Genomic DNA, 26,973 nt, shown 5'->3' with positions numbered 1-26,973 from the left:
TTATCCATGCTATTGGAGAAAATGAGGGGATAAAACAACACCGCCCCTGGCAGGGGCGGTGTTGTTGGGGGAGCTGGCTTACTTGCTAACTTACTTGCGGCCGCGCGGCGGGGCGGCGGGACGGCCGCCCTTGGCCGGCGCCGCCGGCGCCGCGGCCGGCTTGGCCTTCACCTTGATGGTGTCCAGGATGGACGGACGCACCTTGGTCTCCGTGCTTTCACGCGCGGTCAGCGAACCGGTCAGCGCATTGGCGCGGCCGCCGCGGCCCACCACGCCCATCGCTTCGCGGCCGCTGCGCGTGCCCGGCAGGCCGGCGCGCGGCTTGGCCGCCGTCTTGGCGCCCGGCGCCGCCATCGGCATGGCGCGCTTGCCTTCCGGCGCGGCCTTGAAGTTCTCCTCGCCGGCCTGCCAGAACGGAATCAGGTGCTTCTCGCCGTTGCCGATCAGGTCGCCGCGTCCCATGCGCCGCAGCGCGTCGCGCAGGATGGGCCAGTTCTTCGGATCGTAGTAACGCAGGAAGGCCTTGTGCGCGGTGCGCTGCTTCTGGTTGCGCGGGGTTTCCACCACTTCCGAATCCTCGGTCACCTTGTGCAGCGGGTTCTTGCGCGAGTGGTACATGGCGCTGGCCATGGCCATCGGGGTCGGCATGAAGGTCTGCACCTGGTCCAGGCGGAAGTTGTTCTTCTTCAGCCACAGCGCCAGGTTCAGCATGTCCTCGTCCGTCGTGCCCGGGTGGGCGGCGATGAAGTAAGGAATCAGGTACTGCTTCTTGCCGGCCTCGATCGAGTACTTCTCGAACATGGCCTTGAACTCGTCGTAGGCGCCGATGCCGGGCTTCATCATCTTGCTCAGCACGCCGCTTTCGGTGTGCTCGGGCGCGATCTTCAGCAGGCCGCCCACGTGGTGGGTCACCAGCTCCTTGACGTACTCGGGCGAACGCACGGCCAGGTCGTAGCGCAGGCCGGACTGGATCAGGATCTTCTTGACGCCCTTGATCTCGCGCGCCTTGCGGTACAGCTGGGTCAGCTTGTTGTGGTTGGTGTTCAGGTTGACGCAGATCGACGGATACACGCAGGACAGGCGGCGGCAGCTCTCCTCGATCGCCTTGTCCTTGCAGGTCAGGCGGTACATATTGGCGGTCGGGCCGCCCAGGTCGGAGATGATGCCGGTGAAGCCCTTGGTCTTGTCGCGGATGTGCTCGATCTCGCGCAGGATGGACGGCTCGGAACGGCTCTGGATGATGCGGCCTTCATGCTCGGTGATCGAGCAGAAGGTGCAGCCGCCGAAGCAGCCGCGCATGATGTTGACCGAGAAGCGTATCATTTCCCAGGCCGGGATATTGGCGTTGCCATAGCTCGGGTGCGGGGAACGCGTGTATTCCATGTCGTAGACGTTGTCCATCTCGTCCATGGCCAGCGGCAGCGGCGGCGGGTTCATCCACACGTCGCGGTCGCCGTGCTGCTGCACCAGCGCGCGCGCATTGCCGGGATTCGATTCCAGGTGGAACACGCGCGAGGCGTGCGCATACATCACCGGGTCGTCCTTGACCACGTCGTAGCTCGGCAGGCGCACCACGGTGCGGTTGTGCTTTTCCTTGGCCATGGCCATGCGCTCTTCGCGCGTCATGATGCGGATAGGCTTGACGGTCGGTTCCGGCGCCGCGTTCTCGGTGGCGCACTCCTTCTTGTCTTCCTTGGCCATCGCATACGGGTCCGGATGCGGGTCGATGCGGCCCGGCACGTCCACGCGGGTGGAATTGTGCACGCCCCAGTCCTCGCCCGGCATCCAGCCCAGCGGCACCATGAAGGCGGTGCCGCGCAGGTCCTTGATGTCCTTGATGTTTTCGCCGGCGTCCATGCGGCGCGTCATGTCGACCAGCGCGCGCTCGGCATTGCCGAAGATCAGCAGGTCGGCCTTGGATTCGGTCAGCACCGACTTGCGCACCTTGTCCGACCAGTAGTCGTAGTGGGCGATGCGGCGCAGCGACGCTTCGATCGAGCCGATCACCACCGGCGTGCCGGGATAGGCTTCGCGCGCGCGCTGGGCGTACACGGTGACGGCGCGGTCGGGGCGCTTGTTGGGCGCGCCGTCCGGGGTGTAGGCGTCGTCCGAGCGCGGCTTGCGGTCGGCCGTGTAGCGGTTGACCATGGAGTCCATATTGCCGGCCGTGATGCCGAAGTACAGGCGCGGCTTGCCCAGCGCCCGGAACGGGTCCACCGACAGCCAGTCCGGCTGGCTGATGATGCCGACCTTGTAGCCCTGCGCTTCGAGCAGGCGGCCGACCAGGGCCATGCCGAAGCTCGGATGGTCGATATAGGCGTCGCCGGTGACGAGGATGACGTCGCACTGCTCCCATCCCAGGGCGTCCATTTCGGCGCGGGACATGGGCAGGAAAGGCGCGCTGGCAGCGCGGGCAGACCGCTTGGGAACGGCCGCAAATAAATTGGTAGGGGTCATAGGGACAGGATTGTACCGGAAATGCGCCCCGCCTGCTCAAGCGATAGGCACAATCAATTGGAAATTCTTTTAATTTTCAATAACTTGTGAATCATGGGCAAGCGTGACACCCAGACAAAAAATTAAGGGCAATGCATTGCCTTTGCTGTCAATTTTGCTATAACGAGAAGAACACACCTAGGAGATCACCATGCGACGCCGCCTCTATTTTGTGCTACCGGACATCCCCAGCGCCCGCGCCATGCTCGATGAAATGCTGCTGGCCCGTATCGAAGAACGCCACATGAAGTTCATGGCCAAGGAGGGTACGCTGCCGGACGACATGCCCGACTGCAGCTTCCTGCAGCGCACGGACCTGGTGCACGGGGCCCAGCTGGGCATGGTGATCGGCGGCATCGTCGGCCTGGCGGCGGCGGTGTTCCTGACCGTGTTCCCGCCCGACGGCATCACGCTGCGCACCGCCGCCATCCTGCTGGTGGCGCTGGGCGGCGCGATATTCGGCGGCTGGGCCTCCGGCATGAACGCGGCGGCCGTGCCGAACAAGAAACTGGAGCAGTTCGCGCCCGCCATCGAGCGCGGACAGGTATTGATGATCGTGGACGTGCCGCCCCGGCGCGTGCTCGAAGTGGAGGAGATGATCGCCAAGCGGCATCCCGAAATCAGCTTTGGCGGTATTGAACCGCCCATGCTGGCGTTTCCGTAACGCTGGCTGCCCGGGAGCCGGTCCCAGCAAGGCCGGCGGCCCCGGGTACCAATTGCAGTAATGTGCAGCAGCAAGGCGGGCGGCGCGACGGCGCCGTCCGCTTTTTATATGCCCATATTGCCCAGGATGCGCCCCAGTTCGCGCAGCGCCGGCTCCAGCGTGGGATGCTTGACGGCGAATTTGGCGGAAATTTCCTGGGTGCGTTCGGCCAGGCCGTAGGTGGTGGTGTCCTCCGCGCCGCCCGGGCCGCCCTGCAGCCCGCGCCCCTGCTGCGCCACGCGGCGCTCCAGCAATTGCTTGATATCGCCGTCCAGCTGCGTCAGCAAATCCAGCAGCTCCTCGTCCACCGGCCCCGGCGCGCTGGCCAGTTCGGAGTGCAGAGTCTTCAACGATGCCTTCAGATTGCTGTCCATGGTCCCGTCCCTTAAGTTGTGGTCCTAGTGGATTTATACACCCAATTGACCCGGCCAGCTATGACCGGGATCCACGCAGCCATTCGGCGTGAGCGCAGGACGGAAAAGCGTCGGCGAAGGCGGCGCGCAGCGTGCCCAGCGAGGGCCAGTCGCGCGACAGGCCGTCGATCTGCTCGACGCTGACCGAATTGACGTGGTCCATCATATTGAGTTCGCCCAGCTCGCCCATGGCGAAGATCTCGGCCAGTTCCTCCAGCTCGGCCTGGCCCAGCTGGCGCAGCGGGCCGGGCGGCACGCCCACCACCAGGTCGGCCATGCCGTCGATGGCGCGCAGTTGCCAGCCCAGCAGTTCACCGTCGATGGCCAGCACCTCGTCGCCGGCCTGCGCTTCGAGGTAGATCGGGGCATTGCGCGGCGGCACGCCGATGTCGATCAGCCAGCCCTCGCCCCGCAGCGGCAGGGCGCCGGACGCGGCGGCGCGCTCGCGGAATTCGGGCGCATTGCGCACCGCCAGGCTCAGGCGCAGCAGCTTGCCGTCGAACGGGTCCGGCCCCAGTTCCCAGCCCAGGTCGGGGTAGTCCTCCAGCGCCTCGCCCACCAGGGCCACGAATTCCTCCTGGCCCAGGCTGTCCAGTTGCGTCATGGCTTGCGCCAGCTTATCCAGCAATTGCTTCATCATGCTCTCCGAGTAATGCTCACAGCGACATGATAACCCTGCGCAGCATGGCGCTGCGCAGGGCTGGGACCGGCTTGTTGCTACGGCGTTGCTAAATTGTTACTTGCCGGCCAGGCCGCGGCGCTCCAGCAGCGGCTCGATGCGGGCGTCGCGGCCGCGGAAGTTGCGGAACAGTTCCAGCGCGTCCGCCGTGCCGCCGCGCGACAGCAGGGTCTTGCGGAACCAGTCGCCGTTCTTGCGCTGCAGGCCGCCGTTTTCCTTGAACCATTCCACCGTGTCCGCATCCAGCTTTTCGCTCCACAGATAGGCGTAGTAGCCGGCCGCGTAGCCGCCCGAGAAGGTGTGCGAGAAATAGGTGGTGCGGTAGCGCGGCGGCACCGGCGCATAGTCGACGCCGGCGTCCTTCAGCGCGGCCGCTTCGAAGGCCAGCACGTCGGCCGGCATCTGCGCGGCGCTCAGCTGGTGCCAGCGCTGGTCCACCAGCGACGAGGCCAGGTATTCGGTGGTGGCGAAACCCTGGTTGAATTTCTTCGATGCCGCCACTTTTTCCAGCAGCTCCTTGGGCATCGCCTCGCCGGTCTTGTAGTGGCGCGCGTAGTTGGCCAGCACTTCAGGCTGCACCATCCACATTTCGTTCACTTGCGACGGGTATTCCACGAAGTCGCGCGGCACGCTGGTGCCGGAGAAGCGCGGGTACTTCACATTGGAGAACATGCCGTGCAGCGCGTGGCCGAATTCATGGAAGGCGGTCTTCACCTCGTCCACCGTCAGCAGGGTGGGCTCGCCGGCCGGCGGCTTGGGGATGTTCAGGTGGTTGGCCACCACCGACTTGGTGCCCATCAGCGCGGACTGCGACACGTATTCATTCATCCAGGCGCCGCCCTGCTTCGAGGGCCGCGCGTACATGTCGGCCAGGAAGATGGCCAGCTGCTTGCCGTCGGCATCGAACACGTCGTACACCTTGACGTCCGGATGGTAGACCGGCAGATCCTTGCGCTCCTTGAAGGACAGGCCGTACAGCTTGCCCGCCGCGAAGAACACGCCCTTCTCCAGCACATTGTTCAGCTCGAAGTAAGGCTTGAGCTGGTTGCCGTCAAAGCTGAAGCGCTGGGCGCGCACCTTGTCGGTGTAGTAGGACCAGTCGGCCGCGCCGATCTGCAGGCCGGCTTTTTCCGCGTCGGCCACCGCTTGCAAGTCGGCCGCTTCCTTGCGCGCATTGCTCACGGCCGGCTTGGCCAGCTCGGCCAGCAGGGTGTTGACGGCGCTGGTGGACTTGGCGGTCTGGTCTTCCAGCGAATAGGCCGCGTAGTTCGGGTAGCCCAGCAGCGCTGCCTTGTCGGCGCGCAGCTTGGCGATCTTCAGCACATTGGCGCGGTTGTCGAAATCGCCGCCGTGGCTGCCGCGCGCCAGCGACAAGTCCATCATGCGCTTGCGGGTGGCGGGGCTGGTCAGCACGGACAGCGCCGCCTGGCCGGTGGTGTTGGTCAGCGCGACGGCGAATTTGCCGTCCAGGCCGCGCGCCTTGGCGGCCGCGGCGGCCGCGTCGATGGCGGCTTCGGACATGCCGGCCAGCTCGGCGCGGCTGTCCACCACCAGCGCGCTGGCGTTGATTTCCTTCAGCACGTTTTGCTGGAAGGCCGTTTGCAGCGTGGCCAGCTCGCCGTTCAGCACTTTCAGTTTTTCCTTGTCGGCGGCCGACAGCCTGGCGCCGGCGCGCACGAAGTCGGTGTGGTAGCGTTCCAGCAGGTGCCTGGATTCGGCGTCCAGGCCCAGCTTGGCGCGCTGCTCGTACAGCGATTTCACGCGCGCGTACAGCTTGGTGTTCAGGTAGATGGCGTCGTTGTGCGCGGCCAGCCTGGGCGACATCTCGGTGTCGATCGCATCGAGCTGGGCGTTGGTGTTGGCGCCCTGCAGATTGCTGAAGGTGGTGGACACGCGCGTCAGCAGCTGGCCGGAGCGCTCCATGGCCACCACGGTGTTGTCGAAAGTGGCGGGCTTGGCATTGTTCGCGATGGCCGCGATTTCCTTCAGCTGCTGCGCCATGCCTTCAGTGTAAGCCGGCACGAAGTGCTCGTCCTTGATCAAGTCGAACTGCGGATAGTGGAAGGGCAGCGGGCTGAGCTTGAAGAAAGGATTGCCGGCCTGGGCCACGGCGGCGGCAGCGGGCGCGGCGGCTTCGGCGGCGCAGGCGAACGGGGTCAGCGCCAGGCCGAGGCTGGCTGCGAGGACGAGCATCTGAGGACGGGACATAGCATCTTTCATGAAGTGGGCCAAGGACTGCCCTGCGGCCAGTGGCAAACCGGCTGCAGGACGGAAGCCGACGATAATAGCAGGCGGTCTATACAACGTCACCCGCAATCCATGGTGCAGCGCACGCTACAATCACCCGCATACTGAACGAAAGGGCAACAGTGGACTATTTCACCGCAGTGCGCGCGTTTGTGCGGGTCGTGGAAACGGGCAGTTTCGCCAAGGCGGCCGACACCCTGCAGTTCCCGCGCAACACGGTCACCAAGCTGGTGCAGTCGCTGGAGGCGCACCTGCAAGTGAAACTGCTGCACCGGACCACGCGCAAGGTGTCGCCCACGACCGACGGGGCGGCGTATTTCCAGCGCATGTCGCGCCTGCTCGACGAATGGCAGGAGGCCGAGGCCGACGTGGCGCACGCGCGCAACGCGCCGCGCGGCCGGCTGCGGGTGGACATGAGCACCGCGCTGGCCGCGCTGATGGTGATCCCCGCCCTGCGCGGCTTCCAGCAGCGCTACCCGGCGATGCAGCTCGACATCGGCGCCAGCGACCGCCCGGCCGACCTGGTGGGCGAAGGCATAGACTGCGTGGTGCGGGCCGGCGCCATCAGCGATCCCTCGCTGATCGCGCGCCACATCGGCGACCTGGCCATGGCCACCTGCGCCTCGCCGGACTACCTGGCGCAGCACGGCGTGCCGCAGCATCCGGCCGACCTGGCCAGCGGCCACACGCTGGTGCGCCACTTCTACGCCGGATCGAACCGCCAGTCGCCGGTGGTGCTGACGCACGCCAGCGACGCGGCCAGCCCGGCGACCATCAGCGGGCAGCACTTCCTCAGCGTGAACGACACCAACGCCATGCTGGCCGCCGCGCTGGCCGGACTGGGCGTGGTGCATTGCCCGCTGTTCATCACCGGCGCCCGGATCGCTGCGGGCGAACTGCAGCCGCTGCTGCAGGACTGGAGCGCGCCGGCCGTGCCCATCCACGTGGTGTATCCCGCCAACCGCCACCTGAGCGCGCGCACGCGCGCCTTCGTGGCCTGGATGGCGGAGCTGTTCGCGGCCAGCCCCTACGCGACTCCGCCCTCCCCTCCGCGCTAGCCCTGCGCCGCGCCGTGCTTGAGGCGCTCGACGAACCAGCGCCCGGCGGGTCCCGGCGGGTGGTCGCGCAGATGGATGGCGTGCATGGAAAAGCCCGCGCCCAGCCCGGTAATGCCCTCCAGCTCCAGGCGCACCAGCCGCCCGGCATCCAGGTCGTCCTGCACCATGTGCAGCGGCATATGGCCCCAGCCCAGGCCGGCTTTCAGGAAGGCGTGCTTGGCGCCCATGTCCGCCAGGCGCCAGGCCTGCGCCGCCAGCACGCCGAAGTTGCGGCCCTCGGTCAGCGGCGAGCGGTCCGTCAGCACCAGCTGGACATGTTCGGCGGCGCTTGCGCGCAGCACCATGCCCTCGATGGCCGCCAGCGGATGCTGCGGCGCCGCCACCGTCACGGCGGGCACGCTGAGCAGGTATTGGGAGGCGCAGCCGGGCGGCACTTCCGGCAGGGAGCCGATCACGGCAATGCGGCACTGCCCCGACAACAGCGGCTGCACCACTGCGCCCAGCGCCTCCACGAACAAGCGCAGCGGCGTGCCCGGGAATTGCCGGTGGAAAGCCTGCACCGCCGCCGTCAGCGTGGCGATGGGATACATCACGTCCACCGCCACCGCCAGCTCCGGCTCCAGCCCCTCGGCCAGGGTGCGCGCCTTGGCCTTGAAGGCGTCCATGCCCAGCACGGCGGAGCGCGCCTGCTCCAGCAGCGCACTGCCCTGCTCGGTCAGCTTGGGATAGCGGCCGCTGCGGTCGAACAGCGCGAACCCCACTTGCAGCTCCAGGTTGGCCAGCGTGGTGCTGACCACCGACTGCGCGCGGCGCAGCTTGCGTCCTGCGGCCGAGAAACTCCCCTCGTCGGCGGCGGCGATAAAGGTGCGCAGCTGGTCCAGCGACATGGCATCAAGCATCCATCTACTCCACAGATAGTATCCATCGAATTATATAGGCTTCCGCGATGGGTCATGCGGACCTAATATGGCATCCATACCGAACACACACCGAAAGGAAACGCAGATGAACCAGGCTATCCAGCCCGCGCAACTGGCTCCGGCCACCGGACGCGGCATCGTGGCGCGCACCCAGGGGCGCGGCCATCGCGGCATCACCCGTCTCGTCAGTCCCGGCGACCTGGGCGAGCTGATCAAACCCTTCGTGTTCCTGGACCTGTTCCGCATGGGCGCCAGCCACGGCATGAAGGGCATGGGCATGCACCCGCACTCGGGCATCGCCACCGTCACCGTGGTGATGGAAGGCGCGGTCGAATACCGCGAAACCACCGGCCAGCAAGGCGTGCTCAGCGCGGGCGGCGTGGAATTCATGAACGCCGGCGGCGGCGTATGGCATGGCGGCAGCCCGCACGGCGACGCCGGCGTGGCCGGTTTCCAGCTGTGGCTGGCCCTGCCCGAGCAGGACGAGAACGGCCCGGCGCACAGCCAGTATCTGGCGCCGGAGCAAGTGCAGTCCAGCGGACCGGCGCGCGTCATTCTCGGCAACTACGAAGGCGTCGCCAGCCTGATCCAGCCGCGCGCGCCCATCACCTATCTGCACGTGAAACTGCGCGACGGCGAACAGTGGACCTACACCCCGCCGGCTGGACACGACGTGGCTTGGGCGGCGGTGGGCAGTGGCACGCTGGCCGTGGACGACGCGCTGCTGCAGAGCGAAGTGGCGGTGTTCGACGAAGGCGGCGGCGCGCTGCAGTTCACGGCGCGCGGCGACACCGAATTCGTGCTCGGCTCGGCCGCCAAGCATCCCTATCCGCTGGTGACCGGCATGTACTCGGTGCACACCAGCGCAGCGGCCCTGATCAAGGGCGAGAACGAAATCAGCCGCATCGGCAATCAGTTGCACACCGCAGGTCTACTTTAATTTTGAAAGGAATCGCCATGAACACCAACAACACCTCCCCAGTACCCGTCATCGGCCGCATCCTGCTGGCTGCCATTTTCGTCATGAGCGGTATCGGCAAGCTGATGGCGCCGGCCGCCACCATAGGCTACATCCAGGCCATGGGCCTGCCGCTGGCCGGCGCGGGACTGGCCGCCGCCATCGTGGTGGAACTGGGAGGCGGCGTGCTGCTGGCCCTGGGCTACAAAACCCGCATCGTCGCGCTGGTCCTGGCCGCGTTCTCGATCGTAACCGGCCTGATCTTCCACAGCGCCGTGGGCGACCAGAACCAGATGATCCACCTGATGAAAAACCTGGCCATGGCGGGCGGCCTGCTGCAAGTGTTCGCCTTCGGCGCCGGCGCCTACAGCCTCGACGCCAAAGCCGCCGCAGGGCAGGCAGGGCGGGTAGGGCGGGCTAGCGAAGCGTAACCCGCCAAAACCAGCCGTCACCCAAACAGCTTGTTAGCCGTCTTCGCAATCAATCCCCCCTGAAAGCGCGCGCCGTCCAGCTCCAGCTGGCTCGGCTGCCGCTGTCCCTGGCCGCCGGCAATGGTGGTGGCCCCATACGGGCTGCCGCCCACGATCTCATCCAGCGTCATCTGCGCCTGGTAGCTATAGGGCAGCCCGACGATGGTCATGCCGAAGTGCATCAAGTTGGTAATGATGGAAAACAGCGTCACCTCCTGCCCGCCGTGCTGCGTGGCGCTGGACGTAAACGCGCCGCCCACCTTGCCGTTCAGCGCCCCGCTGGCCCACAAGCCGCCGGCCTGGTCCAGGAACGCCGCCATCTGCGACGGCATGCGGCCGAAGCGCGTCGGCGCGCCAACGATGATGGCGTCATAATTGGCCAGCTCGGCCACCGTCGCCACCGGCGCGCCCTGCTGCAGCTTGAAATGCGACTTCTCGGCCACCTCCTGCGGCACCGTTTCCGGCACCCGCTTGAGATCCACCGTCGCCCCCTCCGCCCGCGCACCATCCGCCATTGCTTCGGCCATCGACTCGATATGGCCGTAAGACGAGTAATACAAAACCAGAACCTTCGACATAGTTTTCTCCATGTGAATGACTAATCAGGCACGCGCCAGCGAGCGTGCGTTCTTAGCATAAAGCTATTTAAGAAAACGCGCGCACAAGCGGCGGATTATCACCGGCACAGGAACAGTGGAGCATTAAACGGCGGATTTATCACGCCATCCTTGCTCAATATACTGGCATCACCTGCTGGAGAAACAGCAGTCCAACCAACTGAGAAGGAAACGAAAATGAGCACTTCCACCGTGAACACCGTCGGCATCATCGGCGCCGGCTCGATAGGCCTGGCCTTTGCCAAGCAGCTGACAGCCGCCGGCATCAACGTCATCCTGAGCAACAGCCGTGGTCCCGAAACGCTGGCGGACGCCGCCAGGCAGCTGGGCGAGCGCGCCCGCGCCGGCACCGTGCAACAAGCCGCCGAAGCCGATGTGGTGTTCCTGAGCGTGGGCTGGGGCGCGGCGGAAAGCGTGCTGCGCGGCCTGAACCTGGCAGGCCGCATCCTGATCGACGCCACCAACCCGGTGCTGATGCCCGGCTTCCGCAAGGCCGAGCTGGGCGGCCGCAATTCGACCCAGGTGCTGAGCGGCTGGGCCCAGGGCGCGCGCGTGGTCAAGGCCTACAACACGCTGCTGTCGCAAGTGCTGGCCAGCGACCCGCGCGAAGGCGGCGGCCGCCGCGTGGTGTGGGTGTCGGGCGACGATGCCGAGGCCAAGGCCGTGGTGCTGCAACTGAGCGAACGCATGCAGTTTGCCGGCATCGACCTGGGCGGCCTGGAAGTGGGCGGCGCGCTGCAGCAATTCCCCGGCGGCCCGCTGCCGGCCCTCAACCTCGTCAAGCTGGGCTGAAGCGCGAGGTTTAGCCCGCGAGCCTGGTTTCGATGCGGCGGTCCGGAATGAACCACAAGACCGCGACCGCCACATACAGGCTCACGCTCAGCCACGGGTGCAGCGCAGCGACGGCGATACCCAGCACATAGATGGCGACCGACAGCCACAGCTTGCGCTCCTTGCCCACCGCCAGCGCCAGCGCCGAGTTGGCGCCGTGCAGCCTGATCAGCACTTTCTCCAGCAGCATATAGGCCAGCGCGCTCATGGTGAGCACCACGCCGTAGATGGCGGCCGGGATGGCGCTGAAATGGTTCTCGCCCATCCAGCCGGTGACGAAGGGAATCAGCGACAGCCAGAACAGCAGATGCAGATTGGCCCACAGCACGCTGCCATTCACCTTGCTGACGGCGTGCATCATGTGGTGGTGGTTGTTCCAGTAGATGCCCACGTAGACAAAGCTCAGCACATAGCTCAGCATCACCGGCGCCAGCGGCAGCAGCGTGTCCCACGTCGCCCCATGCGGCACCTTCAGTTCCAGCACCATGATGGTGATGATGATGGCGATCACGCCATCGCTAAATGCTTCCAGCCTGCCTTTGCCCATACTTCGCCTGTCAGTTATGAAATCCTGTGTGTATCATCAAATTGTGCACTACGCTGCCAGGCCCCAGAGCCAGCCGCTCTTGTAACAGGGTGCGCAAGCTCTGCCAGTATGCCGGTTCGTGTAAAATTTCCCAAACACCCCAAGAAAGCGTTGCGCAATGAGTTCTCAGGCATTACACGGTATTACTCTGGAATCGGTACTGACCCGGCTGGTTTCCCATTACGGCTGGAGCGGGCTGGCCCGCCGAATCGACCTCAACTGTTTCTCTAACGAGCCGAGCATCAAGTCGAGCCTGAAATTTCTGCGTCGGACCCCATGGGCGCGGGATCAGGTCGAACAGCTGTACCTCGAGACCAAATTCACCGATTAGAGAGAGCGCCTTCCGATACCCGCAGTGCCAACCAAGGTTTCCTTGGTTTCCAACCGTCTTGCACTGTCCAATCAATTATTGATATCGAGATCGCACCCAACGGGCAATTTTAACCCTCTATATCGTCCGCCGTTTCCTGACAATTCGGCTTCAAATTCTTTAGCATGAATGAGCTTGGCGTTATGCAAATTGAAGAGGAATTCATGGCTGGAGTTGTAGCTCCGCTTCGGGTCATAGCCAGGATGAAAAATCCGTATATTCAAATAGTATGGCAAGGACGGCTTCTCATCGTGATACCACGAAGCATACGCCTGAATTTGTGCCGGTTTCACAGCGCGAATCGTTCTTGCAACACAAGCTGGCAGGGTAGTCTCATGTGCGCCAATCCTCAACTTGACCAGCGGCTTTACTGAGCCGAGCCCATCCACAGTCAACTGGACTTTGCCAAACTCAGCAGGAACATCCCTTATCGAACCATCCGCTGCAATGTGCAGTATGCGGTCTTGATGTGCTTCTGCTGAACACACGAAAAACGCAAGCATCAACAGAAGAGCACTGATTTTTTTCATCCAAGCTCCATAAATGGCTTCGTAATGATGCGGCTACTCGCATGCAGACGCATTGTGATTCAACTTGTTCGGGCACGCAACTCGACACCGCCAATTTATCCACATAGACTTGGATCCACCATTCCCTCATAGCGCCGTGATGACACCGAAAATTCGCCTTCCAAAAATTCTTGCCCCCGCATTAGGCTTGCTTATGCTGGCCAGCGCGAGCAGCACTTTAGCCAGCGAAGAACGAAACACGCGCCCGATCGCAAATTTCAATAGCTGCCAAAAGCCCGAATGGCCAAAAGAAGCTCTACGCAACGAGCAAACCGGCACCGTGGTGCTATCTTTCCTGATCAGCGAAGAGGGCAAAGTCAAGGATTCGATGATCGTCAAGTCAAGCGGCGTGACCTTGTTAGACGAAGCGGCGCAACACGGCATCGAGCGTTGCGAATTTCACCCGGCAAGAGTCAATGGCATAGCGGTAGGCGCCTGGACGCAACTGCAGTATGTGTGGACTATAGAGACGCAGGAACAAACGCAAATAGCCTTGGCCCAGGCGGACGCCTATCGCACTGCTGCGCTGAAAGGGGATATGGCGGCCTTATATAAATTGGGCATGCTTTATCGCGGTATGGACGGGCTGCCCATGGACCAGCAATATGCGACCAAGATGTTTCAACTGGCTGCGGAACGTGGACAACCTGATGCCCAATATGAACTCGCGAACAGCTTGACCTATGGCGCGGGAGTACAAAGAAATCCCGAACACGCGCTTGCCCAGTATCAAAGTGCCGCCGAACTAGGCCATGTCAAAGCCCAATTCAAGTTGGCTGGCTTTTACGAGAACGGCGAAGGCGTCGCACGCAATGCTGCCCTCGCAGCGGAATGGTACAGCAAGGCCGCAGACCAAGGTGATCATGAAGCGGAGGGCAAATTAGGGATCTGCTACGAGAACGGAAATGGCGTTGAACATAACCATGCCAAAGCCGCCGCCTTATACCGCAAGGCGGCGGAAGCCGACATTCCTGCCGCTCAAACGCACCTGGGCTTAATGTACTTGCGCGGCAAAGGTGTTGAAAAGAACTTGCCTCAGGCTGTACTTTGGATCGGAAAGGCTGCACAAAAGCGCTATCCCGAGGCTGAGGTGATACTTGGTGAGTTGTATATTGCAGGCAAGGGCGTGCCGCAAAGTACATCAGATGGCTGGGGCTTCCTGCAACGCGCAGCGGCAGGCGGGAATATCCAGGCAATGGCTGTGATGGGATACATGCTCACCCGGGGGAGGCACTCGGTTGTGGATCTCGAACAAGGCCAGATGTGGCTGCGCAAAGCCTCGGCGCTTGGCAGTTCAGTGGCAAGCCAGTGGCTCGATAACAGCAGCGCGCCCAACTATATCTTTGGCGACTAACCGCCCCAGCTACCTCAGCTAGCCAAACGGGCGCACGCCGATCAGGGGGCCGTGCAGCCAGAAGGCGAAGGCGGCCCAGGCGAGGATGCCGGCCGCCACCGTGATAGCGGTGCCGGATGCGGTGCCCGGCGGGTAGACGGTGCCGGCGGCGCGGTCGCGGCGGCGGGAGGAGGCGAAGCAGACGATGGCCCAGACCAGGAAGCCGCCGAACAGCAGCACGTCCGCCACGGTGCCGTTGGCCAGCAGGTGCGCCAGCGCCCAGGTTTTTACGCCCAGCAGCATGGGGTGGTGCAGCCTGGCCTTGATGCCGTTGCGCGGCACGTAGGCGGCGGCCAGGAAGATGAAGGCGATCAGCACCAGCAGCGCGGCCAGGTGGCGCATGCCCGTGGGCGGCGTCCACAGCACGGTGGGCGTCTGGCGCGCCTGGCCGTAGCCCCACACCAGCAGCGCAAAGCCCGCCAGCGCCAGCACCGAATACATGCCCTTCCACGCGTTCTCGCCCAGCCGCGCGCGCATGGCGCTGCGCCATGGGTCGGCCACGATGCGCACCGAGTGCACACCCAGGAAAATCAGCAAACCCAGCACCAGAATAGTCATCGCGTCGCTCCAGATTGAATTGGCTTGACGATAGATCAAAATGGCCAAAGCAGCAACCTGCAAGCGGCGAAACTGCTTGAAATAGCAGGCAGGCAGCGTGCTACCATCATTGCATGGCCAACTCATCCCCCATCCGGTACGACGCCATCGTGGCAGGCAGCGGCCCCGGCGGCGCCAGCGTGGCGCGCGCCATGGCGCTGCGCGGCATGCGCGTGCTGGTGCTGGAACAGGGCAGCGCCGCGCCGCTGACGGGAACGCTGGGCCAGATGGCGGCCATTGCCGCCATCCCCGGCAAGGGCGCCTTCATCCACGGCGACGCTTCGCTGCTGGTGCGCGGACTGGTGGCGGGCGGCAGCTCGGCCATCAATTTCGCCACGGCCGCGCCGCCGCCGCAGGCCATGTTCGCCGCGCACGGCATCGACCTGGAGCCGCAGCTGGCGGCCTTGCGCGCCGAGCTGCCGCTGGCGCCGCTGCCGGACAACCTGGTCGGCCCCATGGCCGCGCGCATCATGCAGGCGGCGCGCTCGCTGGGCCTGGACTGGCACAAGCTGGACAAGATGATACGGCCGCAGATCTGCCGCAGCGGCTGCTGGCGTTGCGTGTACGGCTGCCCCTACGGCGCCAAGTGGACCGCGCGCGATTTTCTCGACCAGGCCTGCGCGAACGGCGCCGTGCTGGCGGCCGACGCACGCGTGACGCGCGTGCTGCTGCGCGGCGGCCGCGCGGACGGCGTGGAGGCGGTGGTGGACGGCGAGCTGCGCACCTTGCTGGCCGATACGGTGGTGCTGGCGGCCGGCGGCATCGGCAGCCCGCGCCTGCTGCACAGCTCGGGGCTGGCGCCGCGCTGCGCACCCTTCTTCAGCGACCCGGTGGTGGCCGTGATGGGCGGCGTGGACGACCTGGACGCGCCGCACCCCGGCGCCGAAGTGCCGATGGCGGCGGGCCTGCAGCTGCACGGCGAGGGCATTGCGCTGGCCGACCTGACCCTGCCCAAGCCCATGTACCAGGCCTTCGCTCTCCAGGCGGGCCGCTTCGGCCGCATGGGGGCGCACGCGCGCACGCTGAGCATCATGGTGAAGATACGCGACGGGATCGGCGGCGCCATCGGGCCGCACTGGGTCGACAAGCGGCTGCAGCAGGCGGACCGCAGCAAGCTGGATCAGGGCGAGAAGATGGCGCGCGGCATCCTGGCGGCGGCGGGCGCCAAGCAGGTGTTCCGCAGCCGGCATTTCGCCGCCCATCCCGGCGGCAGCGTGCGCATCGGCGAAGGCGTGGACAGCGATTTGCAGACCGGCACACCGGGCCTGTATGTGTGCGACGCGTCGGTGATACCGGGGCCGTGGGGCTTGCCGCCCACGCTCACATTGCTGTGCCTGGGCCAGCGCCTCGGCGCGCATATCGCGGGCGGGGCGTCGGCATCGCTTGCGGCGGCCACGGCGGCACGCCAGCAAGGCATGCCGATGCTGATCGCCGCATCCGGCCCGGCCCACGGCGGCGGCAGCGGCCCCGGCAATCCGGTCAGTAGTGCGGCGGACGCTCGTTGAGCGGACCCTGCCCGCCCTGCGGATTGTCGCGCACGTGCTGCGCCAGCGCGTGCAGCATCTGCTCCAGCTTGTCGATCTGCTTCTGCTGCTCGTAGATGCGCTGGTTCAGCGACTCCACCATGTCTTCCTGGTGGGCGATCTTGATTTCTATATCGACAAAACGGTCTTCTGTGCTCACTGCATACTCCCGGCGGTAAAGCAGCATTGTACCGCCCGGCGCTCAGCCGCCGTTCGGATTCGGCCGGGGCGCGGCCAGCAGTTCCTTCATGCGCGCCAGGCGCTCGCGCGGGCTGATGATTTCGGATTCCTTGGGCACGGCGTCGCCCACGTCCAGCTCCATCTCCTTGATGAAGCGCGACTGGTCGCAATGCACCTGCTCGCCGGCGCGCTTGCGCTTCTTGCACCAGGTGATCTGCAGCGTGCGCTTGGCGCGCGTGATGCCCACGTACATCAGGCGCCGCTCTTCCTCGATGCGCTGCGCCAGCGTTTCCACCGGCGCGTCCGGATCGCCCTTGTGCGGCAGGATGCCCTCTTCGCAGCCGACCAGGAACACGTGCGGATACTCCAGCCCTTTCGACGCGTGCAGGGTGGACATGCGGATCGCGTCCGGCTCCTCGTCCTTGCCCTCGAGCATGGACATCAGCGCCACCATCTGCGTCAGCTCCAGCACGTTCTTTTCCTCGCCGTCGCGGTCCTTGCCGCCCCGGCCACGGTCCTTCAGCCAGTTGACGAATTCCATCACGTTCTGGAACTTGCCCTGCGCGGCGCGCTCCTCGAAGCTGTCGTACAGGTAGGACTCGTAGTGGATGGCTTCCATCAGGTCGTCCAGCACCTGGGCCGCGTTGTCGCCGGAGCCGGCCGCGCCGGGGCGGCTGGCGCGCGCTTCCAGGTTGTTGATGAAGTTGCAGAACTCGCGCAGCGGCAGCAGCTGGCGGTCCGGCAGCTTGGCCTCGATGCCGCCCTTGAACACCGCCTCGAACAGCGAGCACTGCCACTGGCCCGAGAAAGCGCCCAGCACCTCCAGCGTGGACTGGCCTATGCCCCGGCGCGGCGTGGTCACGGCGCGGATAAAGGCCGGGTCGTCGTCCTGGTTGGCCAGCAGGCGCAGGTAGGCAATGATGTCCTTGATCTCGGCCTTGTCGAAGAAACTCTGCCCGCCCGAAATCGTGTACGGGATGCGCTGGTTGCGCAGCGCCTGCTCGATGATGCGGGCCTGGTGGTTGCCACGGTACAGGATGGCGTAATCGGTCCACTGGTTCTTGCGCTCGAAATGGTCGGCCGAGATCATGATGGCCACCTGCTCGGCCTCCTGCTCGTCGTTCGGCATGGCGTGCACCTTGATGGGCTCGCCCAGGCCGTGCTCGGACCACAGCGACTTCTCGAACAGCTTGGGATTGTTGCCGATCACCGCGTTGGCGGCCTGCAGGATGCGGGTGGTGGAGCGGTAGTTCTGCTCCAGCTTGATCAGCTTGAGGTCCGGGAAGTCCACCTTCAGGTTGGCCAGGTTTTCCACCGTGGCGCCGCGCCAGGCGTAGATGGCCTGGTCGTCGTCGCCCACGGCGGTGAACATGGGCTTCTTGCCTATGCCCGTCACCATCAGCTTGACCAGCTCGTACTGGCAGGTGTTGGTGTCCTGGTACTCGTCCACCAGCAGATAGCGCAGGCGGCGCTGCCATTTGTCGCGCACCGCGCCGTTGTCGCGGAACAGCTCCACCGGCAGGCGTATCAGGTCGTCGAAGTCCACCGCCTGGTAGGCCGCCAGCGTGGACACATAGCTGGCGTAGATGCGCGCCGACTGCGCCTCGTCCTCGTCCTTGGCGTCGCGCAGCGCGTGCGCGGGCTCGACCAGGCCATTTTTCCACAACGAAATATCGTTCTGGATGCCGCGGATAATGTGCTTGTCGGTGGTGATGGCCAGGTCCTGCACCAGCGCGTAGCAGTCATCGCTGTCCATGATGGAGAAGCGGTCCTTCAGGCCGAGATGGTTGGCCTCCTGGCGCAGGATTTTCACGCCCAGCGAGTGGAAGGTGGACACCGTCAGCAGCTTGGCCTGGCGCGGCTGCTTGAGCAGCTTGCCGACCCGTTCCTGCATCTCCAGCGCGGCCTTGTTGGTGAAGGTCAGCGCGGCGATGGTGCGCGGATCGTAGCCCCGGTCCTCGATCAGGTGGGTGATTTTCTGCGTGATGACGCGCGTTTTTCCCGAGCCCGCGCCGGCCAGCACCAGGCAGGGGCCGTCCAGGTAGAGCACGGCTTCGCTTTGCGGAGCATTGAGACCGAACTGTGGTGCGTTAGACATGATTTCCAGGCGGGAGGGGCAAAACAAGCCGATCATTGTAGCAGCGCAAGCATTGATAATTCAGGCTGCGGCAGAATATAGTGTCACTGGTCCCTTACCTTTTTAGGCAGCATCATGAAATTTGAACATCTGATTGAAATCAACGATCCGCTGAACCCGCTGATCGACGAACTCAGCCACGAACAGCTGTGGCGCGGCCTGGTGCTGCGCGCCGAATCGCCCAAGCTCTTCGTGCCGCACCTGGATGACTGCCAGATCGAGGACCGCCGCGAGCACAGCTTCAAGCGCACGCTGCGCTACGGCGACCTGGTGATCGCCGACAAGGTGCTGCTCGAGCCCATGCGCCGCGTGCGCTACGAAGTGGCTCCGCAGCAAGACATCAGCGCCTCCAGCCTGACCATGACCATAGAAACGCCGGAGCCGGGCACGCTGTGGGTGCGCTTCGAGTACGACGACGGCCACGACGCGGCCACCGACCAGGCCAACGCCATGTACGACGAGTTCCGCAAGTCGGCCTACCAGGCCTCGGACATCGACACCATCAGCGTGCTGCGCAGCCTGGCCGAGCAGGGCCGGCTCGACTCGCTGCTCAACTAAGCGCTACAGGGCCGCCGCGCGGCCCCACACCTGTTCCATGCGGAACGCCAGTCCCAAGCGGTCCAGCTCGTCTAGCTGCAGCACTTCGCGGATGGCGTTGAGTTCGTTGCGCGTGTCGCGCTGCACCGGCGGCGCCAGCGGCGCGCCAGCCGGGCCCGGCCCCAGCAGCGAGGCCACCCACGGCGAGGTGGAATTGAGCCCCTTGCGCATGACCACGCCCACTTCGCCGTTCAGCAGGCGCACGCAGGTGCCGATAGGATAAATCCCCAGTTCGCGTATCAGCACCGCCGGCAGCAGGCCGTCCAGGGTGTTGCGCGCCTCCAGCAGCAGGTCGCGCAGGGCCGCGTTGGGCGTCATGCCCGGCCGGTAGCGGCGCCGCGCCAGGCGGGCGCAATAGCGGTCGGCCAGCGCCAGCAGCTTGGCCGACTCCGGCACATAGGCACCGGCCTTGCCGCCCGGATAGCCGCTGCCGTCCTCGTTCTCGTGGTGGGCCAGCACGCAAGCCAGCCAGCCCGGGTGGCTGATGCCGGCCTGGCGCAGCAGCACCACGCCCGCTTGCGGATGGGCTTGCACCAGGCGGTGGTCGTCCTCGCTCAGCGGGCCGTTGAACATCTGCAGCCGGTCGTGCGCGGCCAGCATGCCCACGTTCATGGTCAGCGCCGCCAGCGTGATGGTCTGGATGTCCTGGTCCGGCTTCTTGAGCGCCAGCGCCAGCAGCTGCGCCACCACCGCCGTGTCCACGCAGTGGCGCACCGCATACGGCACGCCGGACTGGCCATGCAGGATGCAGGCCACCGCCACGTCGGCGTTCAGCTGCACCGCCGCCGTGACCAGGCCGGCGATATCCTCCAGCATGCGTTGCGCATTGCCAAAGGGCACACCGGTGGCGATCTGCTGCAGCACAGCCTGCAGTTCCAGCTGCGCCCCGCCCAGCAGGCGCGCCACCGACTGCGGCGCGCGCGACTGCGGCAGCGCTTCGCTCCAGTCCTCGACCACGCCGCGCTCGGCCAGGCTGTCGAGCTGGCCGCTGTCGGCGATCAAGTGCCCTTTGCGCGCCAGCAAGCCGCCGCCGTCCCCGTACACATCCCAGGGCAGCAGCTGGCCAACGTGGAGTTCGCCGGGACTGATCTTCCGTATCTTCATGCGCGCATTCTACATTGTTGCCCTACGTCAAGTAAGATCAAGCACAGCACACTCAGGTGCCCGGCGTGCAGTCCGGGCAGGGCTGGGGCGAGGGCGGCTCCTTGGCCAGCTGCTGGGCCAGGTCGCGCAGCGCGGTGCGCACGCCCTCCTCCACCACCGGATGGTAGAAGGGCATGTCCAGCATGGCGTCCACCGTCAGCCCGGCCTGGCAGGCCCAGGCCAGCAGATGGCCGAGGTGCTCGGCGCGCGGGCCTATCATTTCGGCGCCCAGGAAGCGGCCGCTGCCGAACTCGCCGTACACGCGCAGCATGCCGTGGTTCTGCAGCATCACGCGGCTGCGCCCCTGGTTGCTGAAGGACACCATGCCGACCGCGAAACGGCCGCTGTGGCTGGCGCACAAGGCCTGGTAGCCCGCGCCCAGGGTGGCGATCTGCGGCTCGCAGAAGGCCACCGTCAGCGGCGTGCGGCGCAGGCCGGGCTGCACGGCCGGGAAGCGCGCCGCGTTGGCGCCGGCGATCTTGCCCTGGTCGGCCGCCTCGCCCAGCAGCGGCAGCTCGTCGTCCGCATCGCCGGCGATAAAGATGGCGCTGCTGCCGCACTGCATGGTGTGGCGGTCGTACAGCGGAATGCCGCGCCGGTCCAGCGCAATCTGCGCCAGCTCCAGGTTCAGCGCGTGCACATTCGGCTTGCGGCCGATGGCCGACAGCACGTAGTCATAGCGCTCCTGGCGTTCCTGGCCGGCGGCGTCGCGGCTGGTGAGCACCAGCTGCTCGCCGTCCGGCTGGATATGCGCCACCTGGGTCTGGAAGCGGATGTCGAGCTCGGCGCCCAGCACGCGGGCGGCCTCGGCCAGCACCTGCGGATCGCCCAGCTGCGCCACGCTGCCGCCGCGCGCGTACAGGGCCACGCGCACGCCCAGCCGGTGCAGCGCCTGGCCCAGCTCCAGGCCGATCACGCCGCTGCCCACCACCGCCACCGAGCCGGGCAAACCGGTCCAGTCGAACACCGCGTCGCTGGTGATCACGCGCGGGCCGGCCAGCTGCCACTCCTGCGGCACCATGGGGCTGGAGCCGGTGGCGATGACGATGCGCTCGGCCTGCACCACCGTGTGCTCGTCCACCTGCAGCTCGCGCGGGCCGGTGAAGCGGGCGTGGCCGTGCAGCTTGTCCTCCCCGGGGATATGCTCCATGCCCTCCAGCACGAAGCCGACAAAACGGTCGCGTTCGCTGCGCACGCGCGCCATCACGGCCTGGCCATCGACGCGGACCTGGCCCGGATGCACGCCAAAGGCGGGCGCGGCGGCCAGCGCGTGGGCCGCCTCGGCCGCCGCGATCAGCAGCTTGCTGGGCATGCAGCCCACCCGGGCGCAAGTGGTGCCGTAAGGCCCGCTCTCGATCAGCACCGCCCGCTTGCCGCCGGCGCGCGCGGCGCGGTAGGCGGTCAGCCCGGCACTGCCGGCGCCGATCACCGCCACGTCCGTCTTTACGATCTTCATTGCCTTCTCCAATATTCACATTCAGAAATACTACTCTGTTGCGAAATTTAAAGCATGAATGCCGGAAACGCATTAGTATTGCTTATCATTTTAGATTTTTATAAGCCACACTTATGGGAAATCTGGATTACAAGGCGCTGGCCGTACTGGACGCCGTGGCCAGCCACGGCAGCTTTGAAAAAGCCGCGAGCGCGCTGGGCATCAGCCAGTCCGCCGTGTCGCAGCGCATCAAGGCGCTGGAGGACAGCAGCGGCCGCCTGCTGGTGGTGCGCGGCGTGCCCTGCGTGCCCACCGGCCTGGGGCAGCGCCTGATTTCCCACCACCGCAACGTGCGGCTGATGGAAGCGTCGCTGGACATCGACCTGGGCAACCGGGTCAGCATGCCGGAAATTTCGCTCGCGGTGGACGCCGCCAGCCTGGCCACCTGGTTTCCGCTGGCCCTGCCGCCGCTGCTGACGCCGCCGCGCTGCCAGCTCGACGTGCGCCAGGCCGGGCGCGAGCAGGCGCTGCACATGGTGCAGGAAGGCAGCGTGTTCGGCGCCGTGGCCGCCAGGGGGGCAGCGCCGGCCGGCCTGAACGGCCCCGCCACCGTGCCGCTGGGCGTGATGCGCTACCTGTGCGTGGCCACGCCGGCCTTCGCCGGGCACTGGTTCGGCGACGGCTTCTCGGCCGAAGCGGTGCAGCTGGCGCCGGCGGTGGTCAGCGAACGGGCCGCCATGGCGCGCTTCCTGGCCGGCGCGGTGGGCGAGCAGGGCAGTTTCCCGCACCACACGCTGCCGGTCTCGCCGGCGCTCTACGAATGCATCTACGGCGGCCTGGCCTACGGCCTGCTGCCGCAGCTGCACGCCGCCGGCGCCATCGACAGCGAGCGCCTGGTCGACGTCGCCCCCGGCCACGTGCTCGACGTCCCGCTCGACTGGCACGCCTGGAACCTCGACACGCCGTTCACGCGCGCCCTGTCCGAGCAAATCATCTCCAGCGCCCGGCGCTACCTCCTACAACCCTAATCCTCCCCCTACAAGCAGCCTGAGCCGCATTCGGGGTCTGACCCCGAATGCGGCTCAGGCTGCTAGATGTCGAGGGGGTCGACTTCGAGCGACCATTTGACGCGCGTTTTGAGGCTGCGCAGGGCGTCCATCCATTCTTTCAGGAACAGCTGCAGATTGGGCCGCGAGGGCGATTCCACCAGCAGCTGGGCGCGGTCGACGTTGTGGATGCGCGTCATCGTCATCGGGATCGGGTCGTTGATGGTGATGCCGGGGTGTAGCACGCAGCCGCGCGCGATGTCGAGGAACTCGATGGCCGTCGCCAGCTCGGCCGCTTCGGCCCGCAGCAGGGCCTGGAACAGATACGGCGGCAGCCCGGCCTGCTTGCGCTCGTCCAGCAAGGCCGAGGCGAAATGGTCGTAGTCGTGGTTCACCACCGCCGAGTACAGCGGGTGCTGGGTGTAGCGGGTCTGTATCAGCACTTCGGCCGCGCTGCCGCCTTCGGTCTGGGCCGCGCGCCCGGCACGTCCCGCCACCTGCATCAGCTGCGCGAACAGGCGCTCGCTGGCGCGATAGTCCTGCGAGAACAGCGCCGTGTCCGGGTTCATGATGCCGACCAGGGTGAGCTTTTTGAAGTCGTGCCCCTTGGCCACCATCTGGGTGCCGATCAGGATGTCGACCTCGCCCCGGTGCACGGTGTCGAACGCTTCCTGCGCGCTGCCCTTCTTGCGCGTGCTGTCGGCGTCGATGCGCAGGATGCGCGCCTCGGGGAACAGCGCCTGCAGGCCCTCTTCCACCCGCTGCGTGCCGCGCCCGACCGGCTGCAGATCGACGTTGCCGCAGGTGGGGCAGTGGTGCGGGATGCGCATCTCCAGGCTGCAATGGTGGCAGCGCAGCCGGTGCTCGGGCTTGTGCAGCACCATGAAGGAGGTGCAGCGGGTGCAGTCGCTGATCCAGCCGCACGATTCGCAGCAGATCACGGGCGCGTAGCCGCGCCGGTTCAGGAACAGCAGCGACTGCTCGCCGCGCTCCATGCGCAGCTTGAGCGCGGCCACCAGGGCGCTGGTGAGGCCGTCGCGCGGCTTGTCGCGTTCCATGTCGACCAGCTTGACCGCCGGCAGCACGGCGGCCTTCACGGCCCGTTCGCGCAGCTCCAGCAGCTTGTAGCGCCCGCCCTGGGCGTGGTGCCAGCTTTCCAGCGAGGGCGTGGCCGAGCCAAGCACGATGGGGATCTTCAGCTGCCAGGCGCGCCACACGGCCAGGTCGCGCGCCGAGTAGCGCAGGCCTTCCTGCTGCTTGTAGGAGGGGTCGTGCTCTTCGTCGATGACGATCAGCTTCAGCTTCGGCAGCGAGGACAGGATGGCCAGCCGCGTGCCCAGCACGATGCGGGCCTGGCCCTGGTGCGCGGCCAGCCAGTGCAGCATGCGCTCGCCTTCGGACAGGCTGCTGTGCAAGGTGGCCAGCATCACGCCCGGGAAGCGCGCGCGGATATTGCCTTCCAGCTGGGGCGTGAGGTTGATCTCCGGCACCATGATCAGGATCTGGCCCTGCGGTTCGCGCTCCAGCACCTGGGCGCAGGCCTGCAGGTAGACCTCGGTCTTGCCGCTGCCGGTCACGCCGTACAGCAGCGCCGGCTGGTAGCCCTGCGCGCCGCCGATGAAGTCGGCCGCAGTCTGCTGCTCGGGGTTGAGCTGGGGCATGTTCAACGGGGTGTGGTCGTGGCTGTCTTCCAGCTTGCCCAGTTTCTTGATGGCGCGGTCCAGCGCCACCGTGGTTAGCACGCGCAGGTTTTTCGGCAGGCCGGGCAGCGCCACTTCGCCCAGCGGGCGCTGGTAATAGTCGGCCGCGAAGCCGGCCAGCGCCAGCCATTGGGCGGACAGGGGCGCGAGCTGGTGGCGCACGGCCAGCGCGTCCTTCAGTTTCTCCACCGGCACGTCGCTGTGCTCGGCCAGGCCGACGATCAGCCCCATCACTTCACGGCGCGCAAACGGCACCAGCGCCAGCTGGCCGACTTGCGGGCGCGCGCCGTCCCCGCCGTCCGCGCCGCCGTCCGCATACTGCCAGCGGTAGTCGAAGACTGCGTTCAACGGGGTGTCGAGCGCGATTTTCAGTATGCACTGCGCCATCTGGTCCTATTTAGGTCAAAAATGGCCCGAAAATGCTCGGCTTTTCGGGCCAAAATAATTATCCACTTGTTTGTGGATAACTTTGTGAACAACGGATACTTAATTTCAGGAAACCGATAACCCCTGCCGGAAATCCTCTTGCGGTATCCCAAGTAGTGGTTTTTTTACTCTTTAAAATCAATCACTTACAAAACCCCTCCCAGAGGGACGAAAAACCATACCACTTTTCCCCTTGCTGTGCATAAGTGAAGTATTTAGGGCCGGATTTTCTGTTGAAATCAAGTGGTTTTTGCGGATCGGTCAGGCCACCGGGCGGCTGCTGCGGTACAGCATGCAAGCCGCGCCTGGCGACCGGCGCATTCTACACATTCTGCCATGCCTCATTTTGTCAAAACGCAATGTCTTTGTTGCAAGAAAAAGCCCACTGAATATCGTGCGCTGCAACATTTCTTCAACAGAAATCTTAGCAATGTGACTAAGTCACGGTTTACTAAGTACTTTTCGTTTTTATCCACAGTTTTTGTGGATAACTTTGTGGAGAATGCAGCAATAAGACCACTTTCACCTTGGGATAAAGTTTACTTATGCCCCACGGCCTGTCTGGCAGGTGAAAAATAAAGTCTTTTTAATCAACCACTTGGAAGCTTGCTCCGGGCTAGCGAAAAATCGCTGCCTGTTATTTCCGCAGCAAAAAAAATTGTGCATAAGTCGGTCTGCCGTAATGCGTGCAGACAAGAAAAAAGGGCGCGCTTCCGAGGAAACGCGCCCTTTGTCCCCAGACTACATCAGGCTGCGCGCAGCGTGCGGCTATGCGCATGTACAGCATCGACCATGGCCGCGACCGACTCCGGCGGGGTGAACTGGGAGATGCCGTGGCCCAGGTTGAAGACGTGGCCGGTGTCGTGCTTGCCGTAGGCGTCCAGCACCTTGACCACCTCGGCGCGGATCTGTTCCGGGCTGGCGAACAGGATGGCGGGGTCCAGATTGCCCTGCAGAGCCACTTTATCGCCTACCAGGGCGCGTATCTTGCTCAGGTTGGCGGTCCAGTCCAGGCCGATGGCGTCGGCGCCTATGGCGGCGATTTCCTCGGCCCAGTGGCCGCCGCCCTTGGTGAAGACGATGGCGGGAATCTTCACGCCGTCTTTTTCGCGTTTCAGCAGGGACACCACTTTGCGCATATAGTGCAGCGAGAATTCCTGGAAGGCGCCGTCGGCCAACGCGCCGCCCCAGGAATCGAACACCATCACGGCCTGCGCGCCGGCGTCGATCTGGGCGTTCAGGTAGTCGGCCACCGACACGGCGTTGATGTCCAGGATGCGGTGCATCAGGTCGGGACGGCCGTACAGCATCTTCTTAATGGTGTGGAACTCGCGCGAACCCTGGCCTTCCACCATGTAGCAGGCCAGCGTCCACGGGCTGCCGGAGAAGCCGATCAGCGGCACGCGGCCGTTCAGCTCGGTGCGGATCTGGGTCACGGCCTTGAACACGTAGTCCAGCGAACCCGGTTCCGGGGCGCGCAGGGCCAGCACGTCCGCTTCGGTTTTCAGCGGGCGCTCGAATTTCGGGCCTTCGTTTTCCACGAAGTGCAGGCCCAGGCCCATGGCGTCCGGCACGGTCAGGATGTCCGAGAACAGGATGGCCGCGTCCAGCGGGTAGCGGTCGATCGGCTGCAGCGTGACCTCGGTGGCCAGGTCGGGATTGGTGGCCAGGCCCATGAAGGAGCCGCCCTTGGCGCGCGTGGCGCGGTATTCCGGCAGATATCGCCCGGCCTGGCGCATCAGCCACACGGGCGTGTACTCGGTCGGCTGGCGCAGCAGCGCGCGCAGGAAGGTGTCGTTCTTCAGGGGGGCGAATTGTGGCATGGAATGCAATCAAAAGGCGGAGGAAAGGGGCTATTATCGCATCCCCTGCCGCCTTT

25 protein-coding genes are annotated in these 26,973 nt (G+C 65.3%); 10 read left to right on the top strand and 15 right to left on the bottom strand.

Annotated elements, in window-relative coordinates:
* Positions 1 to 90 precede the first annotated feature (90 nt).
* Positions 91 to 2,385: a YgiQ family radical SAM protein gene (locus AC07S4_RS19670; RefSeq protein ID WP_494988242.1), complete on the bottom strand. Its 2,295-nt coding sequence runs from the start codon at positions 2,383 to 2,385 to the stop codon at positions 91 to 93.
* 262 nt (positions 2,386 to 2,647) lie between these two features.
* Between AC07S4_RS19670 and AC07S4_RS19665 the strand changes: the two genes are divergently transcribed.
* A complete protein-coding gene (locus AC07S4_RS19665; protein WP_161070432.1) occupies positions 2,648 to 3,160 on the top strand; it encodes a DUF1269 domain-containing protein in 513 nt (170 codons plus the stop codon).
* A 104-nt stretch (positions 3,161 to 3,264) separates the two neighbouring features.
* Here AC07S4_RS19665 and AC07S4_RS19660 read toward each other — a convergent pair whose 3' ends face one another.
* The 3 genes from AC07S4_RS19660 to AC07S4_RS19650 form a co-directional block, all read right to left on the bottom strand.
* Positions 3,265 to 3,573 (bottom strand): DUF4404 family protein, encoded by a 309-nt coding sequence (locus AC07S4_RS19660; RefSeq protein ID WP_494988241.1) that lies wholly within the window; start codon positions 3,571 to 3,573, stop codon positions 3,265 to 3,267.
* 58 nt (positions 3,574 to 3,631) lie between these two features.
* Positions 3,632 to 4,252 carry a hypothetical protein gene (locus AC07S4_RS19655; RefSeq protein ID WP_494988240.1) on the bottom strand — a complete coding sequence of 207 codons (621 nt, stop codon included), beginning with the start codon at positions 4,250 to 4,252 and terminating at the stop codon, positions 3,632 to 3,634.
* Between the two features lie 96 nt (positions 4,253 to 4,348).
* Positions 4,349 to 6,499, bottom strand: coding sequence for a M3 family metallopeptidase (locus tag AC07S4_RS19650; protein ID WP_494988239.1), 2,151 nt, complete (start codon positions 6,497 to 6,499; stop codon positions 4,349 to 4,351).
* Positions 6,500 to 6,660: 161 nt separating this feature from the next.
* Between AC07S4_RS19650 and AC07S4_RS19645 the strand changes: the two genes are divergently transcribed.
* Positions 6,661 to 7,596 (top strand): LysR substrate-binding domain-containing protein, encoded by a 936-nt coding sequence (locus tag AC07S4_RS19645; protein ID WP_494988238.1) that lies wholly within the window; start codon positions 6,661 to 6,663, stop codon positions 7,594 to 7,596.
* Here AC07S4_RS19645 and AC07S4_RS19640 read toward each other — a convergent pair.
* Complete coding sequence (locus tag AC07S4_RS19640; protein WP_494988237.1) at positions 7,593 to 8,495, bottom strand: LysR family transcriptional regulator; 903 nt, start codon at positions 8,493 to 8,495, stop codon at positions 7,593 to 7,595. The genes AC07S4_RS19645 and AC07S4_RS19640 overlap by 4 nt on opposite strands.
* A gap of 106 nt (positions 8,496 to 8,601) precedes the next feature.
* Here AC07S4_RS19640 and AC07S4_RS19635 point away from each other — a divergent pair, with 106 nt between their 5' ends.
* Both AC07S4_RS19635 and AC07S4_RS19630 read left to right on the top strand, forming a co-directional pair.
* Positions 8,602 to 9,456: a pirin family protein gene (locus tag AC07S4_RS19635; RefSeq protein WP_494988236.1), complete on the top strand. Its 855-nt coding sequence runs from the start codon at positions 8,602 to 8,604 to the stop codon at positions 9,454 to 9,456.
* Between the two features lie 17 nt (positions 9,457 to 9,473).
* The gene (locus AC07S4_RS19630; protein ID WP_494988235.1) at positions 9,474 to 9,905 is read left to right on the top strand and encodes a DoxX family protein; all 432 of its coding nucleotides are present in this window, start codon (positions 9,474 to 9,476) and stop codon (positions 9,903 to 9,905) included.
* Between the two features lie 17 nt (positions 9,906 to 9,922).
* On the opposite strand, the gene wrbA is transcribed toward AC07S4_RS19630, so the two are convergent.
* Positions 9,923 to 10,522 carry an NAD(P)H:quinone oxidoreductase gene (gene wrbA / locus AC07S4_RS19625; RefSeq protein WP_494988234.1) on the bottom strand — a complete coding sequence of 200 codons (600 nt, stop codon included), beginning with the start codon at positions 10,520 to 10,522 and terminating at the stop codon, positions 9,923 to 9,925.
* A gap of 216 nt (positions 10,523 to 10,738) precedes the next feature.
* Between wrbA and AC07S4_RS19620 the strand changes: the two genes are divergently transcribed.
* A complete protein-coding gene (locus AC07S4_RS19620; protein ID WP_494988233.1) occupies positions 10,739 to 11,353 on the top strand; it encodes an NADPH-dependent F420 reductase in 615 nt (204 codons plus the stop codon).
* 10 nt (positions 11,354 to 11,363) lie between these two features.
* On the opposite strand, the gene AC07S4_RS19615 is transcribed toward AC07S4_RS19620, so the two are convergent.
* The gene (locus tag AC07S4_RS19615) at positions 11,364 to 11,939 is read right to left on the bottom strand and encodes a TMEM175 family protein (protein ID WP_494988232.1); all 576 of its coding nucleotides are present in this window, start codon (positions 11,937 to 11,939) and stop codon (positions 11,364 to 11,366) included.
* Positions 11,940 to 12,096: 157 nt separating this feature from the next.
* Here AC07S4_RS19615 and AC07S4_RS19610 point away from each other — a divergent pair, with 157 nt between their 5' ends.
* Entirely contained in the window at positions 12,097 to 12,309 is a 213-nt protein-coding gene (locus AC07S4_RS19610; protein WP_494988231.1) for a VF530 family protein, read from the top strand.
* A gap of 71 nt (positions 12,310 to 12,380) precedes the next feature.
* On the opposite strand, the gene AC07S4_RS19605 is transcribed toward AC07S4_RS19610, so the two are convergent.
* Positions 12,381 to 12,878: a hypothetical protein gene (locus AC07S4_RS19605; RefSeq protein ID WP_494988230.1), complete on the bottom strand. Its 498-nt coding sequence runs from the start codon at positions 12,876 to 12,878 to the stop codon at positions 12,381 to 12,383.
* A 139-nt stretch (positions 12,879 to 13,017) separates the two neighbouring features.
* Between AC07S4_RS19605 and AC07S4_RS19600 the strand changes: the two genes are divergently transcribed.
* Positions 13,018 to 14,271 (top strand): TonB family protein, encoded by a 1,254-nt coding sequence (locus AC07S4_RS19600; protein ID WP_494988229.1) that lies wholly within the window; start codon positions 13,018 to 13,020, stop codon positions 14,269 to 14,271.
* Between the two features lie 18 nt (positions 14,272 to 14,289).
* Here AC07S4_RS19600 and AC07S4_RS19595 read toward each other — a convergent pair whose 3' ends face one another.
* Positions 14,290 to 14,868, bottom strand: a complete 579-nt coding sequence (locus AC07S4_RS19595; RefSeq protein ID WP_494988228.1) for an NnrU family protein — start codon at positions 14,866 to 14,868, stop codon at positions 14,290 to 14,292.
* A 113-nt stretch (positions 14,869 to 14,981) separates the two neighbouring features.
* On the opposite strand from AC07S4_RS19595, the gene AC07S4_RS19590 reads away from it, so the two are divergent.
* Positions 14,982 to 16,412 carry a GMC family oxidoreductase N-terminal domain-containing protein gene (locus AC07S4_RS19590; RefSeq protein ID WP_494988227.1) on the top strand — a complete coding sequence of 477 codons (1,431 nt, stop codon included), beginning with the start codon at positions 14,982 to 14,984 and terminating at the stop codon, positions 16,410 to 16,412.
* Here AC07S4_RS19590 and AC07S4_RS19585 read toward each other — a convergent pair.
* A complete protein-coding gene (locus AC07S4_RS19585) occupies positions 16,387 to 16,617 on the bottom strand; it encodes a SlyX family protein (protein ID WP_494988226.1) in 231 nt (76 codons plus the stop codon). The two genes, AC07S4_RS19590 and AC07S4_RS19585, sit on opposite strands and share 26 nt — an antisense overlap.
* Before the next feature lie 15 nt (positions 16,618 to 16,632).
* The gene (locus AC07S4_RS19580) at positions 16,633 to 18,708 is read right to left on the bottom strand and encodes a UvrD-helicase domain-containing protein (RefSeq protein WP_494988225.1); all 2,076 of its coding nucleotides are present in this window, start codon (positions 18,706 to 18,708) and stop codon (positions 16,633 to 16,635) included.
* Between the two features lie 114 nt (positions 18,709 to 18,822).
* On the opposite strand from AC07S4_RS19580, the gene AC07S4_RS19575 reads away from it, so the two are divergent.
* Positions 18,823 to 19,305 (top strand): SRPBCC family protein, encoded by a 483-nt coding sequence (locus tag AC07S4_RS19575; RefSeq protein ID WP_494988224.1) that lies wholly within the window; start codon positions 18,823 to 18,825, stop codon positions 19,303 to 19,305.
* A 3-nt stretch (positions 19,306 to 19,308) separates the two neighbouring features.
* On the opposite strand, the gene AC07S4_RS19570 is transcribed toward AC07S4_RS19575, so the two are convergent.
* Entirely contained in the window at positions 19,309 to 20,448 is a 1,140-nt protein-coding gene (locus AC07S4_RS19570) for an HD-GYP domain-containing protein (protein ID WP_494988223.1), read from the bottom strand.
* 52 nt (positions 20,449 to 20,500) lie between these two features.
* Positions 20,501 to 21,943, bottom strand: a complete 1,443-nt coding sequence (locus AC07S4_RS19565) for a dihydrolipoyl dehydrogenase (RefSeq protein WP_494988222.1) — start codon at positions 21,941 to 21,943, stop codon at positions 20,501 to 20,503.
* Positions 21,944 to 22,056: 113 nt separating this feature from the next.
* On the opposite strand from AC07S4_RS19565, the gene AC07S4_RS19560 reads away from it, so the two are divergent.
* Entirely contained in the window at positions 22,057 to 22,950 is an 894-nt protein-coding gene (locus AC07S4_RS19560; protein WP_494988221.1) for an ArgP/LysG family DNA-binding transcriptional regulator, read from the top strand.
* A 62-nt stretch (positions 22,951 to 23,012) separates the two neighbouring features.
* On the opposite strand, the gene AC07S4_RS19555 is transcribed toward AC07S4_RS19560, so the two are convergent.
* Together AC07S4_RS19555 and hemE are read right to left on the bottom strand one after the other, a co-directional pair.
* Positions 23,013 to 25,055, bottom strand: coding sequence for a primosomal protein N' (locus tag AC07S4_RS19555; protein WP_494988220.1), 2,043 nt, complete (start codon positions 25,053 to 25,055; stop codon positions 23,013 to 23,015).
* Between the two features lie 785 nt (positions 25,056 to 25,840).
* On the bottom strand, positions 25,841 to 26,917 hold the full coding sequence (hemE, locus tag AC07S4_RS19550; RefSeq protein ID WP_494988219.1) for a uroporphyrinogen decarboxylase: 1,077 nt from the start codon (positions 26,915 to 26,917) through the stop codon (positions 25,841 to 25,843).
* Positions 26,918 to 26,973: the final 56 nt, after the last annotated feature.

It is taken from the genome of Pseudoduganella sp. GW821-FHT05F09, assembly GCF_059419605.1.
The sequence above is the reverse complement of the archived record's forward strand: the minus strand, read 5'-3'. Positions and strand labels throughout refer to the sequence as shown.